Origin of the sequence: Georgenia sp. SYP-B2076, assembly GCF_003991205.1 — a bacterium.
Classification (GTDB): domain Bacteria; phylum Actinomycetota; class Actinomycetes; order Actinomycetales; family Actinomycetaceae; genus Georgenia.
In genome coordinates, this window is record NZ_RXOZ01000033.1 from 26,222 (window position 1) to 40,412 (window position 14,191).

Consider the following 14,191-nt stretch of genomic DNA (forward strand, 5'->3'; position numbering starts at 1 on the left):
AGCCGCCCGACCAGGACCACCACCATGCCGCAGGGAGCCTCATGAGCCACGACGACGCCGATCCGGCGCGGCAGCCGCACCCCGAGCGGCGGGGCGGCGCGCCCGGTGCCCGCGAGCCGGCTGCCCCGGTTGCGCCGGCTGCCCCGGTTGCGCCCGCTGCCCCCGGTGCCCCCGCCGCCCCGCGCCAGGCCGCGAACGCCGGCCCCTGGCGGCGGCCCGCGTACGAGTACCCGCCGCCGCCCGCGCCCCGGCCGGAGGGGTTCCACCAGGTCGGCGGCACGAGCAGCGCCCGCGCGACGCCGGAGCCGGCCGGTGCCGGCGACCCCGCGCGGCGTCGCCTCTGGGGCGCCCGCGGACGTGGGGCGGAGGACCGGACGGTGCCGGACGCGCCGGCGTTCCCGCCGCCGTTCCTCCCGCCGACGCCCGCCGGGGCGCCGTACCCGTCGTACCCGCCCGCGGCCTCCTACCCCGCCGGGGACACCCAGACCCTGCCGGCCGGGCCGTACCGTGCGCCGGATCGCCTCGGCCCGTCCGAGCCGCACAATGGCCAGGCCGAGCCGCACCGAGGACTGTCCGAGACCTACGGGGGGCCGTCCGAGACTCACGGGCGGCCGTCTGGTAACGATCAGCCGCCCCAGGCCCAGCGCGCGCCGTCCGGGTACCCCGGTCAGTTCGCCTACCCGGGGTCGTCCGAGAGCTACCCGGGCGGGGCGCCCGGTCCCGACCAGCCCGCGCACGCGCGACCCGGTCCCGACCAGCCCGCGCGACCCGGCCCCGGCTTCGCGCTCCCGTGGGCGCAGGCCGCGCAGGCACCGGAGTCCGGCCCTGCCCCGACCGGGTCACTGTCCGGCACCCAGGACCGGCCCGGTTTCGACCTCTTTGCCGCCGCACCCGAGCCGCGGACGCCGCGCCGCGTGTTCGGGGCCGGCGTCGTCGTGCTGCTGATGCTCGTGTCCCTGCTCGTGGGGCTCCTCCTCGGCGGCGTCGGCGCGCGGTCCTTGTTCGGCATCGGAGGCAGTGCGGCGACCCTCCCCACGTCGACGGGCGCCGACCCCGACCGTGACCCCGACTCCGTGGCCGGCATCGCCGAGCGGGTGCTGCCCTCCACCGTCTACATCGAGGCCCGGGGCTCCGGCCAGGGCAGCTCGGGCACGGGCATGGTGCTGCGCGAGGACGGGTACATCGTCACCAACAACCACGTCATCGACCTCGCCGTCGACGGCGGCCAGGTCACGGTGGGCTTCCCGGACGGCAGCAAGGAGAAGGCCGAGATCGTCGGCCGCACCGCCGACTACGACGTCGCCGTGCTCAAGGTCGACCGCCGGGGCCTCGAACCGCTGGTCCTCGCGGACTCCGACTCCGTCGTGGTCGGCGACCCCGTGGTCGCCGTCGGCGCGCCCCTCGGGCTGCAGGGCACCGTGACAACGGGTGTCGTCAGCGCCCTCAACCGCCCGGTCACCGCCGGCGGGGCCAACACGACGACGTTCATCAACGCCATCCAGACCGACGCCGCCATCAACCCCGGCAACTCCGGGGGACCGCTCGTGGACGCCGCCGGCCAGGTCGTGGGGATCAACACCGCGATCGCGCAGGCCTCCGGCGCCGGCCAGGCCACCGGCAGCATCGGGCTGGGCTTCGCCATCCCCGCCAACCAGGTGCGCCGCACCGCCGAGCAGCTGATCGCCGACGGGCGCGCCACCTACCCCGTCATCGGGGTGGCGCTGGACCAGCGCTACACCGGCGAGGGCGTCCAGGTGCTCACCGGCAGCCAGGACGGGACCGACGCCGTCACCCCGGGCGGCCCCGGGGACCTGGCGGGCATCCGCCCGGGCGACGTGATCCTCAGCATCGACGGCCGGCCGGTGACCGTGCCGGACGAGCTCATCGTGGCCGTGCGCTCCCGTGCCCCCGGCGACACGGTCACGCTGGTCGTGCGCCGCGGGAGCGACGAGCTGACGTTGTCCGTGGTCCTCGGGGAGGCGGAGTCACGCTGACGGGGTGCGTCGTCGTGACGCCGTCAGGGCGCCTATCCTGAGGCGGTGATGGGTATCTCCGGTGGCGAGGCGATCGTCCTGCTGATCCTCGCCTTCCTCCTCATCGGGCCCGAGCGGCTGCCGGCCGTGGCGCAGCAGCTCGGCCGGCTCACGCGGGAGCTCAAGGCCCTCGCGACCGGGGCCAAGGAACGGGTCCGCGAGGAGCTCGGCCCGGAGTTCGACGACCTCGCCGCCTTCGACCCGCGCCAGTACGACCCCCGCCGCATCGTGCGGGAGGCGCTCCAGGACGACACGCCGGCACACCCAGCCGCACGTCCCCCCGCCGCCCGGCGCCGGCCCCCGGCAGGTGCGACGGCCGCCGCCGGCGCGGTGGGCGTGGCGGCCGTGGCACAGCCCGCCGTCGCGACCCCCGCCCCGGCGCCCGTCGAGGGAGCGCCCGCGCCGGCGACGCCCAGCCCGGCAGCCTCAACGGCGACCCCGGCGGTCGCGGCGGCCACCCCGGCGGTTGCCCCGGCGACCCCGGTGGTCGCGGCACCCACCCGGTCCGCGGCCGTTGCGCCAGCCGCGCCGGCCGCCGGCGGGCCCGACGGCGCGACGCCGGCCGGTGCCGCGGCCCCGGACGTGTACGTCGTCCCCTTCGACGACGAGGCCACCTGACCTCCACCCGGGTGCTCCGCCCTCGGCGGGCACGTCGCGCGACCGGACCGTAGCGTGGTCGCATGAGCGAGCAGAACGCCGGCGCCGACGACGGCCGCCAGGACGCGATCAAGGACCCCGAGGACTGGACCACCGGTGACGAGCCCGCCACCGGCGCGCAGCTGAGCTATCTGGGGACCCTGGCCCGTGAGGCGGGGCGCGACGTGCCGGAGGGACTCACCAAGGCGCAGGCCTCTACCCTGATCGACGAGCTGCGTCAGCAGAGCGACCGGGTCTCCGGAGACTAGGGCACCCCGAGGGACCCGGTCTCGCGAGACCGGGCCGCCTCGGCGGAACGACCCGGTGCCGGGAGACCGGGCGGCCTCAGCGCCCGAGCGGGCTGATGCCCAGGGACCGGCCCGCCAGCCCGCGCGCGCGGTGCGAGAGGGAGCGGGCGAGGCCGCGCAGCGCGTCCTTCGCGGGGCTCGAGCCCTCGCGCAGCACCAGCGGCACGCCGTCGTCGCCCGCCTCCCGCAGCCCCATCTCGATGGGCACCTGGGCGAGCAGCGGCACCTGGTATCCCAGCGCCGTGGACAGCTCGGCGCCCACGCGCTCGCCGCCCCCGGAGCCGAACAGCTCCACGCGGGCACCGTCCGGCTGCTCGAGCCAGGACATGTTCTCCACGACGCCGACGACGTGCTGGTGCGTCTGCTCGGCGATGATCCCGGCGCGCTGGGCCACCTCAGCGGCGGCGACCTGCGGGGTGGTGACCACGAGGATCTCGGAGTTCGGCAGCATCTGCGCCACCGAGATCGCGATGTCACCGGTCCCCGGCGGGAGGTCGAGGAGGAGCACGTCGAGGTCTCCCCAGAACACGTCCGCGAGGAACTGCTGGAGCGCGCGGTGCAGCATCGGGCCTCGCCAGACCACCGGGCGGCCGTCCTGGGTGAACATCCCGATGGAGATGCACTTCACGTCATGCGCGACCGGCGGCAGGATCATGTCGTCGACCTTGGTCGGCGGGTAGGTCACGCCGAGCATGCGGGGGATGGAGAAGCCGTAGATGTCGGCGTCGACCACGCCGACCTTGAGGCCGTCGGCGGCCATCGCGGCGGCGAGGTTGGCGGTGACGGAGGACTTGCCCACCCCGCCCTTGCCGGACGTCACCGCGTACACGCGGGTCAGGGAGCCCGGCTGCGCGAAGGGGATGACCGGCTCGGCGGCGCCGCCGCGCAGCATGCTGCGCAGCTCCTTGCGCTGCTCGTCGCTCATCACTCCCATGTCCACGCGGACGCTGGAGACGCCGTCGATGGCCCCCACGACGTTGGTGACGTCCCGGGTGATGGTCTCGCGCAGCGGGCAGCCCGCCGTCGTCAGGTCGATGCCGACCACGACGAGGCCGTCGTCGGCGACCTCGACCGAGCGGACCATGTTCAGCTCGGTGATGGGACGGCGGATCTCGGGATCGATGACGTTGCCGAGCTCGGCCTGGACGACCTCGACGGTGGGAGCGCTCATGCCTCCATGGTAGGCGGCTCGGCGAGCGCCCCGTCCCGCTGACCGCGCTGGTGACGCTGATGGCGTTCCTGCATGGCCGCGAGCTCGCGCTCGAGGTCGCGGATGCGCTCGTCGCGCTCCTCGACGATGTCCTCGATCACGCCGCGCAGCTCGGAGCGGACGAAGTCACGCGTCGCGACCTCGCCCAGCGCGATGCGCACCGCCGCCATCTCGCGGGCCAGGTACTCCGTGTCGGCGAGGTTCCGCTCCGCGCGCTGGCGGTCCTGCTCGGCGCTGACGCGGTCGCGGTCGGTCTGGCGGTTCTGCGCCAGCAGGATCAGCGGGGACGAGTAGGAGGCCTGCAGCGAGAGCATCAGCGTCAGCGCCGTGAACCCCAGGGCGGCGGAGTCGAACTGCAGGTTCGACGGGCCGAACGTGTTCCACAGCAGCCACGCCGCGCAGAACACGGTGAGGTAGAGGAGGAACCGCGGCGTCCCCATGAACCGGGCGATGCCCTCGGACGCGCGGCCGAAAACCTCCGGGTCGACCCGGTGACGCATGAACCAGCGGCGGCGCGCCTCCAGCGGGGTGTCGAGACGCTCAGCCATGCGCGCTCCTCGTCATGGTCTCGTCGGTGACGGCGTCGTCGGCGTCGCGCCAGTCGTCCGGCAGGAGGTGGTCGAGCACGTCGTCCACCGAGACGGCGCCGAGGAGCCGGCGCGCGTCGTCGACCACCGGCAGCGCCGTGAGGTTGTAGGTGGCCAGCAGGCGGGTGACCTTGCCGATGTCGTCCTCGGGCGCCAGCGCGTCGACGTCCTTGTCCAGCAGCCCGCCGAGCAGCTCGTGCGGCGGCTCGCGCAGGGCCTCCTGGAGGTGGACGACGCCGAGGAACCGGCCGGTCGGCGTCTCCAGCGGCGGTCGCACCACGAACACCATGGCGGCCAGGGCCGGGGTGACGTCGTGGCGACGGGCGTGGGCCAGGGCGGTGGCCACGGTCGCCTCGGGGGGAAGCACGATCGGCTCCGTCGTCATCAGGCCACCGGCGGTGTGCTCCTCGTAGGCCAGCAGGCGGCGCACGTCCTCAGCCTCCTCCGGCTCCATGCGGTCGAGGAGCTCGCGGGCGCGCTCGGTCGGCAGCTCGGAGACGAGGTCGGCGGCGTCGTCGGGCTGCATGACGTCCAGGACGTCGGCGGCGCGCTCGAGGTCCAGGCCGGAGACGATCTGGACGCGGTCGTCCTCGCCGAGCTCCTCGAGGACGTCCGCGAGCCGCTCGTCGTCGAGCTCGCTGGCGACCTCCAGGCGCCGGGTGTCCGGCAGGTCGCGGAGCACGTCGGCGATATCGGCCGGCTTGAGGTTCTCCAGGGTCGCGAGCAGCGCGGTGGCCCCCTGCTGGGCGGGGCTCGCGCCGAGCCCGGTGACGTCGTCGACGGCGACGACGACGGCCTCGCCGCGGCGCAGCCCGAGACCGCCGCGACCCTGGCGGCGCACGAACAGCCGGGTGACGTACCAGTCTCCGTTGCGCTGCTGCTCCAGGGCCAGGTCCTCGACGATGCCGACGCCGGAGCCGTCCCGGAAGGTGACCTGGCGGTCGAGGAGCTCGGCGACGGCGAGTGTCTCCGTGGCCCGGCGGGCGAAGCGGCGGATGTTGAGCAGGCCCGTCGTGATCACGGCGCCCGCGTCGATGCTCGTGACGCGGGTGAGCGGGAGGAAGACCCGGCGCTTGCCGGAGACCTCGACGACGAGCCCCACGGCGCGTGGGACGCCCTTGGGGCGGATCAGCACGACGACGTCGTGCACGCGGCCCACCTGGTCACCCAGGGGGTCGAAGACGGCGGTGCCCGCCAGCTTCGCGACGTACACGCGGCTGGGCGCGCTGCTCCTGCTCGTCGTGGTGCTCACGGCGCCAAGCCTAGGCCAGCCGGACGACACGGAACCGCTCCCACCTGCGGCCCGACCCCTCGGCAGCGGCCGCTGCGGACGTGGACCGTCTGGCACCGGCGCGCCAAGGGGAGGAAGATCGGGACCATGGCACAGACGCGCAGGCAGAACGACCCGAGGATCCCGACGCTTCCCACGGGCGACGAGATCGCCTCGTACGGCAGCTACCTCGAGGCGCAGCAGGCCGTGGACCACCTCTCCGACCAGGCCTTCGACGTGCGGAAGGTGACGATCGTCGGCACCGACCTGCGGATGGTCGAGCGCATCACCGGGCGGCTGACCTACGCCAGGGTCGCCGGCGCGGGGGCCATGAGCGGCGCCTGGTTCGGCCTGATGATCTCGCTGCTGTTCTACCTGTTCAGCCCGGGGAGCGCCTTCCCCATCCCCGCCGGCATCCTGATCGGCGCCGCGTTCGGGATCCTCTTCGCCGTCGTCTCCTACGCCTTCACGGGCGGCAAGCGCGACTTCACCTCCGCGAGCCAGGTGGTCGCCTCGCGCTACTCCGTGCTGTGCGCCAGCGAGCAGGCGGGCGAGGCCCGCCAGCTGCTCATGGCCGCCGGGCGCGGCGCCACCCGGCCCGTCGCGCCGCGGCAGAACACCGCGTCGCCGTCGAGCCCGCCGAACCAGAACCCGTACGCGGCCCCGACGGGCTACGTGGCCCCGCCGGTGAGCCCGGCCCGGCCCGCCGCGACCGACGCGGCCGACGTGCCGCCGAGCCAGTTCGGCTCGGGCGCTAACGAGCGGCCGCGTTACGGCGTGCGCCTGGACGACCTCCAGGACGGCGCCGGCGGGACCCCGGGGCAGGCGGCTCCGCAGCAGGGCGAGGAGCCCGGCGGCCCGCAGGACGAGGCCGGGCAGGAGCACCGCTGAGGTGCGCATCCCGGTCGGCCTCTCGACGTCATCGGTGTATCCCGGGGGCGTCGAGCAGACGTTCACCCTCGCGCGGGACCTCGGCTACGACGGCGTGGAAGTCATGGTCTTCCGTGACCCCGTCAGCCAGGAGATCGACGGGCTGAAGCGGCTCACCGAGGAGTTCGGGCTGCCGATCCTGGCGATTCACGCCCCCACGCTGCTGCTCACCCAGGGGGTGTGGGGCCGGGACCCGTGGGACAAGATCGACCGGTCCACCGAGATGGCGCACGAGGTCGGCGCGAACGTCGTCGTCATCCACCCTCCGTTCCGGTGGCAGCGCACGTACGCCGAGCATTTCGTCGGCGCCATCGCGGAGCGCGAGCGTCTCGACGGGATGCGCATGGCCGTGGAGAACATGTTCCCGTGGCGGGCACGCACGTCCCGCCGCGAACGGACCATGCAGGCCTACCTGCCCGGCTGGGACCCGCTGGAGCACGACTACGGCTCCGTGACCCTCGACCTGTCCCACACCGCCACGGCGGGCCTGGACCGTGACGCCGCGCTCGCCATGGCGGACGAGCTCGGCCCCCGGCTCGCGCACCTGCACCTGGCGGACGGCATCGACAACTTCAAGGACGACCACCTGGTGCCCGGCCGCGGCGACCAGCCCTGCGCCGAGGTGCTGCAGATGCTCGCCGCCGAGGGCTACGGCGGGTCCGTGGTGGTGGAGGTGAACACGCGCAAGATGTCCGAGGTCGGGCGCCGCTCCGCCCTGGCCGACTCCCTCGCGTTCGCGCGCGAGCACCTGGGCGCCGGGTCGCTGCGCCCGGTGCCGGACGCGGACGTGCCCGAAGACAGCTGACGGCGCGGTCCCTCGCCCCCACCGAGGCGCTCCGGAGGGCATCGCCACCGGGGCGCTCCGGAGTACATCCCTCGGCGTATGGCCGAGGGATGTACTCCGGAGCGGGCCGGGGTCAGCCGCGCAGCTCGGCCATCCAGGCCTCGACCGCGTCGGGCGTCCGAGGGAGGGCGGCGGAGAGGTTCTCCACCGTGCCGTCCTCGCGCACGAGGATGTCGTCCTCGATGCGCACCGCGATGCCGCGCAGCTCCGCGGGGACCTTGAGGTCGTCCTCGCGGAAGTACAGGCCCGGCTCGATCGTGAAGATCATGCCCGGCTTGAGCTCTGCGTCGAGGTACATCTCCCGGCTGGCCTGCGCGCAGTCGTGCACGTCCAGGCCGAGGTGGTGGCTGGTGCCGTGGACCATCCAGCGGCGGTGGTACTGCCCCTCGGGGGAGAGCGACTCCTCGGCCGTGCCGGGCAGCATGCCCCACTCGGCCAGCCGGGTCGCGAGGACCTCCATGGCGGCGGCGTGGAGGTCCTTGAACCGGACGCCGGGCTGGCCGGCGCGGGCGAAGGTGGCGTCGGCGGCCTCGAGGACGGCCTCGTAGACCTTGCGCTGAGCGGCGGTGAAGACGCCGTCGACCGGCAGCGTGCGGGTCACGTCGGCCGTGTAGAGGGAGTCGACCTCGACGCCGGCGTCGATGAGCACGAGCTGGCCGGGGCGGACGGCGCCGTCGTTGTTGATCCAGTGCAGGGTGTTGCCGTGGTTGCCGGCGGCCGCGATGGTCTCGTAGCCCAGGCCGTTGCCCTCCGCGCGCGCGCGGGCGCCGAAGACGCCCTCGATCACGCGCTCCCCGCGGGGGTGGTCGACGGCGCGCGGCAGGTTCCGCACGACGTCCTCGAAGCCCTTGGCCGTGGCGGCGACGGCCTCGCGGACCTGGCCCACCTCGTAGTCGTCCTTGTACAGGCGCAGCTCGGACAGCGCCTCGGCGAGGTCCGCGTCGGTCTCGGCGGCGGCCGCGGTGAGACCGGACTGCTCCCGCACGGCGGCCACCTGCGCCTCGACCGCGACGTCGGACTGCGGGACGACGCGCAGCTGCACCTGCCCGGCGCCGACGTCCTTGGCGAGGGCGTCGCCGAAGGAGTCGATGTGCTCGGCGCGCAGGCCGGTGTGGGCGGAGATCTCCTCCAGCGAGGGACGCACCCCGACCCACAGCTCGCCGTAGCGGGAGTCCGCGTAGAACTCCTCCGTGTCCTGGCCGGCGCGCGGGCGGAAGTAGAGGACCGCCTCGTGGGTGGGGGAGTCGTCCCCAGGTGCACCAGGCGTGACGGGGTGGAGCACCAGCACGGCGTCGGGCTCCTGGTCCGTGCCGAGACCGGTGAGGTGCGCGAACGCGGAGTGGGGACGGAAGCGGTAGTCGTCGTCGTTGCTGCGGACCTTCAGCTCGCCCGCGGGGATGACGAGGCGCTCGCCCGGGAACAGCCGGCCCAGCGCGGCGCGGCGCTGCGCGGCGTAGTCCGCGGCGGCGGCCCGCTCGGGGAGCCCGTCGGGCCGGGGGCCCCAGCCCTCGGCGATGAACTCACGGAAGGCCTGGCTCGTGGGGCGCTGGGAGCGGTTGTTCCCGCGTTCGCTCAGGGGCTGCTCGGTGGGGGATGTCTGCGGTTCGCTCATTGACCCATGATCCCACCGCGACCCCAACCCGGCGCCGGCGCCCAGCGAGAGCGTGGCGCACGGCACACGCCGTGGGTCCACGGGCGGCCGGTGGGGCGCGGTGCAGGCCGTAACCTGGCCCCTGTGTCAGCAGATGAGACGGTGCGCATCGACCCGCACGCCCACTCGGCCGTCTCGGACGGCACCGACAGCCCCGCCGACCTCATGCGCGCCGCGGCGGCCGCCGGGCTGGACGTCGTCGGGCTGACGGACCACGACACGGTGCGCGGCTGGGCGGAGGCCGAGGCCGCGGTCGCGGCCACGGGCGTGGCGCTGCTGCGCGGCGCCGAGCTCTCGTGCCAGGCGCGGGGCATCACCGTGCACCTCCTCAGCTACCTGCACGACCCGGCCGACGCCGACCTGGCTCGTGAGATGGAGCGCGCCCGCACCTCGCGGGACGTCCGCGCCCGGGAGATGGTCGAGCGCCTCGGGGCGGACTACCCGATCACCTGGGAGATGGTCGAGGACCAGCTGGCGGAGGGGGCCACCGTCGGCCGGCCCCACATCGCCGACGCCCTCGTGGCGGCCGGCGTCATGCCGGACCGCGGCACCTCCTTCGACACGGTCCTGTCCGTGCGCGGCCCCTACTACGTGCCCTACCGCTCCCCGGACGCGGTCGTGGCGGTGGAGATGGTCCGCGCCGCCGGCGGCGTGCCCGTCATGGCCCACCCGCGCGCCAGCGTGCGCGGGCGGGTGGTCGCGGACGCCGTCGTCGCCCAGATGGCCGAGGCCGGGCTCGCCGCCCTCGAGATCGACCACCGGGACCACACCGACGGGGCGATGCGTGAGCTCGCCGGCTTGGCCGCCCGCCTCGGCCTGGCCAGGACCGGCTCGAGCGACTACCACGGTGACGGGAAGCCCAACGTGCTGGGCGAGCACACCACCGCCCCGCCGGTCCTGGAGATGATCGAGGACCAGGGCTTCCTTCCCGTGGTGCGCCCGTGAGTGCAGTCGTCGACCTGACGCTGCTCTCGACGACGTTCGCGACACTGTTCGTCATCATGGACCCGCCCGGGACCGTGCCGGTGTTCCTGGCGCTCACGTCGACGATGACGGCGAAGGAGCGGCGCGCCGCGGCGCGTCAGGCGACCGTCGTCTCCTTCGGCGTGATCCTGGTCTTCACGCTGTTCGGCCGCTACATCATCGAGTTCCTGCACATCTCCATCCCGGCGCTGCAGCTCTCCGGCGGCCTGCTGCTGCTGCTGGTGGCGATGGAGCTGCTGACCGGCAAGGCCGAGGACCCGCAGCCCTCCTCGGGGGGCGTCAACGTGGCCCTCGTGCCGCTGGGCACGCCCCTGCTGGCGGGCCCCGGCGCCATCGTGGCCGCGATGCTCGCCGTGCAGGAGTCCGACGGGTCCGTGGCCGGGTGGGTGGCGATCGGCGTGGCGCTGGTGGCCATCCACGTGGTGATCTGGGCGGTGATGCGGTTCGCCGGCGTCATCCACCGGATCCTCGGCGAGGGCGGGACGACCCTGATCACGCGCCTGGCGGGCCTGCTGCTGGCGGCCATCGCGGTCCAACTCATGGTCGACGCCGTCTTCGTGTTCATCCACCAGCAGTTCTGACCACCGCGTGCGGGCGGCCGCCCGCACGGGCGCCCTCCCGCGCAGGTGCCGAGTGCTGCTCGGCACTCCGAGTGCGGCACGTGGGCGCTGTAGCGGTCGGCGCGTCCTGTAGCACTTGCGAAAAAGCCCAGTGCCAGGGTCCAGACAGACGGACCCGGCAGCGCGCTGCCGGGTCCGTCCCCATTCCTGTGTGCCGTTGGCGGGTGGCCGCCGGTCATGCCTGCGTGCCCTCCGCGGACTGGCCGCCGGTCATGCCTGCGTGCCCTCCGCGGACTGGCCGCCGATCAGGCCTGCGTGCCCTCCGCGGACTTCCCGCCGCGGGTGCGGCGGCGGCTGCGGCTGCGCTTGGGACGCTCGCCCTCCACGTCGTGGTGCGGGTGGGCGCCGTCGTGCGCGGCCTCGCGCGGGCGGCCGGCCTCGCGGGAGCGGCCGGCGTCGCGGGACCGGCCGGCGTCCCGGCCCCCACGCCCACGGCCGGAGTCCCGTCCGCCGTCGTGGCCGCCGGCGTGACGCTTGCCGGTCTCGCCGAGGTCCTCGAGCTCCTCGGCGTCCAGCCCGGCGCGGGTGCGAGCGCCGCGGGGGAGGCGGCCGGTGGTGCCCTCCGGGATGCTCAGGTCCGCGTACAGGTGCGGGGAGGTGTGGTACGTCTCCACCGGGTCGTCGGCGCCGAGGTTCAGCTGCCTGTTGATCAGCGACCAGCGCGGCATGTCGTCCCAGTCGACGAACGTGACCGCGGTGCCGGTGTTGCCCGCGCGGCCGGTGCGGCCGATGCGGTGCAGGTAGATCTTCTCGTCCTCGGGGCACTGGTAGTTGACCACGTGCGTGACGTCGTCGACGTCGATGCCGCGCGCGGCGACGTCGGTGGCCACGAGCACGTCGACCTTGCCGGCGCGGAAGGCGCGCAGCGCCTGCTCGCGGGCGCCCTGGCCGAGGTCGCCGTGGATGGCGGCGGAGGCGAACCCGCGCTCGGCGAGGTCCTCGGCCACGCGCGCGGCCGTGCGCTTGGTGCGGGTGAACACGATGGTCAGCCCGCGGCCCTCCGCCTGGAGGATGCGGGCGAGCATCTCGACCTTGTTCAGGGCGTGGGCGCGGTAGACCACCTGGCGGGTGTTCTTGACCGTGGCGCCCTGGTCGTCGGGGTCCTGCGCGCGGATGTGCGTGGGGCGGGACATGTAGCGGCGGGCCATCGCGACGACGGCACCGGGCATGGTGGCCGAGAACAGCATCGTGTGGCGGGTGGCGGGGGTGCGCGAGAGCAGGGTCTCGACGTCGGGCAGGAACCCCAGGTCGAGCATCTCGTCGGCCTCGTCGAGCACGACGGTGCGGACGTGGCCGAGGTCGAGGATCTGCTGCTTGAGCAGGTCGATCATGCGGCCCGGCGTGCCGACCACGACCTCGACGCCCTTGTTCAGGGCGGCGATCTGCGGCTCGTAGGCGCGGCCGCCGTAGACCTGCACGACGCGGACGCTGCGCTTGCGCGCGGCGGTCGCGAGGTCGTCGGCGACCTGCTTCGCGAGCTCGCGGGTGGGGACGATGACCAGGGCCTGCGGCTTCCCGGAGGCGTCGAGGTCCTCCCAGCCGTCCTCGCCGGGGGCGACGAGGTGCTGGAGGAGGGGGATGCCGAACCCGAGCGTCTTGCCGGTGCCGGTCTTGGCCTGGCCGATGATGTCGCCGCGGTTCAGCGCCACCGGCAGGGTGAGCGCCTGGATGGCGAAGGGGTGGGTGATGCCGACGTCGCGGAGCGCCTCGACGATGGCGTCCTGGACGCCGAAGTCCGCGAAGGTCTGCTCTTCGAGCTTGACGGTGCTGCCGTCGTCGGTGATGTCCGGGGTGACCTCGTCGATCACGGGGGCAGGACCCTCGACGGCGTCGAGGACGCCGGAGGTGGTGAGCTGTGTCAAAGTGTGCCTTGTCGTCTCAGTGGTGGCGCGCGCGCCAGCCGGCATCGAGAGGCCGTGGCGCAGGGGTCGAACCACCTGCTCGTGGCAGCCGATCGTGATCATTTCGCGCCGCGTCAGCGGCTCAGGCTCAGGTGTGTACGAGACGACCGGGCAACCGTGTACCTGTCAAGGGTAGCGCGCCGGCCCCTCGCGCGGGACCCGGCCGCTACGTGGGCACGGTCACGCCGGGTGGCGGCGCCCCGCGGGCCGGCGTGACCGCGCAGGGGCGGCGCGAGCGCCTAACCTGGGCCTATGCCGGACCCTGCCGAGAACGCCGCCGTCGTCGACCTGCTGGGGCTGCACTCCTTCATCCAGCTCGCGGCCTTCACGCGCTTCACCAAGGACGCCCAGCACGCCCCCGACCTGCCCGGGCAGGTGACGCTCTCGCGGATGGCCGCCGGCGAGCTGGCGCACCTCGACCAGCTCGAGCGCCTCGTGACCGACCTGGGCGGGGACTTCTACACGAGCATGGGCTCGTACGCCGCTCTGCTGGGCGACTTCGACCAGCGCACCGCGCCGGGCAGCTGGTGGGAGCGCCTCATGCGGACGTACGTGGCGTTCGGGGTGCTCGCCGACCTGCAGCGGGCGCTCTCCACCCGCCTCGACGCCACCACCGGCGCGGCGGTCGAGGCGACCCTGGCGGACAGCGGCCACGGCGACTTCGTGGTCGCCGCGCTCGAGCCCGTCATCGCCGCCGAGCCGCAGCTGGCCGCCCGGCTCGCCCTGTGGGGCCGCCGGGTCGGCGGCGAGGCGCTCGGCATCGCCCAGCACGCGCTGGCCGAGCACCCGCTCCTGCTGGCCCACCTCGACGACGACGCCGCGGCGGGCGGGGGCGCGGCCTGGGTGCGCAACAAGCTCTCCACCGGGCACGCGCGCCGGATGGACCGCCTCGGGCTGACGGCCTGAGGCGGTCCATCCCGGGGACAGCCTCAGGCCGCGTCCCCGATCGCCGCTCGGGGTCAGACCAGGCCGAAGCCCACCCGGCGCTGCTCGGCCGGGCCCAGCTCGACGTAGCCGAGGGCGCCGGCCGGGACCACCACGTGGCGCCCCTTGTCGTCCTCCAGCACCAGCGAGGCGGAGTCGGTGAGCGCCTTGTCCACGGCGGCGAGCACCTCGTCGGGGCTCTGCGTCGACTCCAGGGTGATCTCGCGCTGAACGTTCCGGACGCCGATGGTGATCTCCACAGTTTCTCCTTCTGTACGCGGTGCCGGGCTCAC

General features: G+C 74.3%; 14 protein-coding genes. 8 read left to right on the forward strand and 6 right to left on the reverse strand.

Going from position 1 to position 14,191, the window contains the following annotated elements; genetic code table 11:
• Positions 1-41: 41 nt before the first annotated feature.
• The 3 genes from EJK16_RS20305 to EJK16_RS14225 all read left to right on the forward strand — a co-directional run bounded on the left by EJK16_RS20305 (position 42) and on the right by EJK16_RS14225 (position 2,938).
• Complete coding sequence (locus EJK16_RS20305) at positions 42-1,994, forward strand: S1C family serine protease (RefSeq protein WP_240646076.1); 1,953 nt, start codon at positions 42-44, stop codon at positions 1,992-1,994.
• A 48-nt stretch (positions 1,995-2,042) separates the two neighbouring features.
• On the forward strand, positions 2,043-2,651 hold the full coding sequence (locus EJK16_RS19900) for a twin-arginine translocase TatA/TatE family subunit (RefSeq protein WP_240646077.1): 609 nt from the start codon (positions 2,043-2,045) through the stop codon (positions 2,649-2,651).
• Between the two features lie 62 nt (positions 2,652-2,713).
• Positions 2,714-2,938 carry a DUF3072 domain-containing protein gene (locus EJK16_RS14225; RefSeq protein ID WP_127130456.1) on the forward strand — a complete coding sequence of 75 codons (225 nt, stop codon included), beginning with the start codon at positions 2,714-2,716 and terminating at the stop codon, positions 2,936-2,938.
• Positions 2,939-3,014: 76 nt separating this feature from the next.
• Here the strand turns inward: EJK16_RS14225 and EJK16_RS14230 are convergent, their stop codons facing one another.
• Genes EJK16_RS14230 through EJK16_RS14240 form a run of 3 tightly spaced genes read right to left on the reverse strand, consistent with a single transcriptional unit; the run spans position 3,015 to position 6,026 of the window.
• Positions 3,015-4,148 carry a P-loop NTPase gene (locus tag EJK16_RS14230; protein WP_127130458.1) on the reverse strand — a complete coding sequence of 378 codons (1,134 nt, stop codon included), beginning with the start codon at positions 4,146-4,148 and terminating at the stop codon, positions 3,015-3,017.
• Entirely contained in the window at positions 4,145-4,735 is a 591-nt protein-coding gene (locus EJK16_RS14235) for a DUF1003 domain-containing protein (RefSeq protein ID WP_127130460.1), read from the reverse strand. The genes EJK16_RS14230 and EJK16_RS14235 overlap by 4 nt, the downstream gene beginning before the upstream one ends.
• Positions 4,728-6,026 carry a magnesium transporter MgtE N-terminal domain-containing protein gene (locus EJK16_RS14240; RefSeq protein WP_127130462.1) on the reverse strand — a complete coding sequence of 433 codons (1,299 nt, stop codon included), beginning with the start codon at positions 6,024-6,026 and terminating at the stop codon, positions 4,728-4,730. The genes EJK16_RS14235 and EJK16_RS14240 overlap by 8 nt, the downstream gene beginning before the upstream one ends.
• Before the next feature lie 126 nt (positions 6,027-6,152).
• Here EJK16_RS14240 and EJK16_RS19905 point away from each other — a divergent pair, with 126 nt between their 5' ends.
• Both EJK16_RS19905 and EJK16_RS14250 read left to right on the forward strand, forming a co-directional pair.
• Positions 6,153-6,935 carry a general stress protein gene (locus EJK16_RS19905; protein ID WP_205739781.1) on the forward strand — a complete coding sequence of 261 codons (783 nt, stop codon included), beginning with the start codon at positions 6,153-6,155 and terminating at the stop codon, positions 6,933-6,935.
• Between the two features lies 1 nt (position 6,936).
• Positions 6,937-7,779, forward strand: coding sequence for a sugar phosphate isomerase/epimerase (locus EJK16_RS14250; RefSeq protein ID WP_127130464.1), 843 nt, complete (start codon positions 6,937-6,939; stop codon positions 7,777-7,779).
• A gap of 112 nt (positions 7,780-7,891) precedes the next feature.
• Here EJK16_RS14250 and EJK16_RS14255 read toward each other — a convergent pair whose 3' ends face one another.
• Positions 7,892-9,430 carry an aminopeptidase P family protein gene (locus EJK16_RS14255; protein ID WP_127130466.1) on the reverse strand — a complete coding sequence of 513 codons (1,539 nt, stop codon included), beginning with the start codon at positions 9,428-9,430 and terminating at the stop codon, positions 7,892-7,894.
• A 141-nt stretch (positions 9,431-9,571) separates the two neighbouring features.
• Here EJK16_RS14255 and EJK16_RS14260 point away from each other — a divergent pair, with 141 nt between their 5' ends.
• Together EJK16_RS14260 and EJK16_RS14265 are read left to right on the forward strand one after the other, a co-directional pair.
• Positions 9,572-10,414, forward strand: coding sequence for a PHP domain-containing protein (locus tag EJK16_RS14260; RefSeq protein ID WP_127130877.1), 843 nt, complete (start codon positions 9,572-9,574; stop codon positions 10,412-10,414).
• Entirely contained in the window at positions 10,411-11,034 is a 624-nt protein-coding gene (locus tag EJK16_RS14265; protein WP_127130467.1) for a MarC family protein, read from the forward strand. Before EJK16_RS14260 ends, EJK16_RS14265 begins: the two co-directional genes overlap by 4 nt.
• A 284-nt stretch (positions 11,035-11,318) precedes the next feature.
• Here the strand turns inward: EJK16_RS14265 and EJK16_RS14270 are convergent, their stop codons facing one another.
• Positions 11,319-12,980, reverse strand: coding sequence for a DEAD/DEAH box helicase (locus EJK16_RS14270; protein WP_127130879.1), 1,662 nt, complete (start codon positions 12,978-12,980; stop codon positions 11,319-11,321).
• 246 nt (positions 12,981-13,226) lie between these two features.
• Between EJK16_RS14270 and EJK16_RS14275 the strand changes: the two genes are divergently transcribed.
• Positions 13,227-13,880 (forward strand): ferritin-like fold-containing protein, encoded by a 654-nt coding sequence (locus tag EJK16_RS14275; RefSeq protein WP_127130469.1) that lies wholly within the window; start codon positions 13,227-13,229, stop codon positions 13,878-13,880.
• Positions 13,881-13,933: 53 nt separating this feature from the next.
• On the opposite strand, the gene EJK16_RS14280 is transcribed toward EJK16_RS14275, so the two are convergent.
• The gene (locus EJK16_RS14280; RefSeq protein WP_127130471.1) at positions 13,934-14,158 is read right to left on the reverse strand and encodes a DUF3107 domain-containing protein; all 225 of its coding nucleotides are present in this window, start codon (positions 14,156-14,158) and stop codon (positions 13,934-13,936) included.
• Positions 14,159-14,191: the final 33 nt, after the last annotated feature.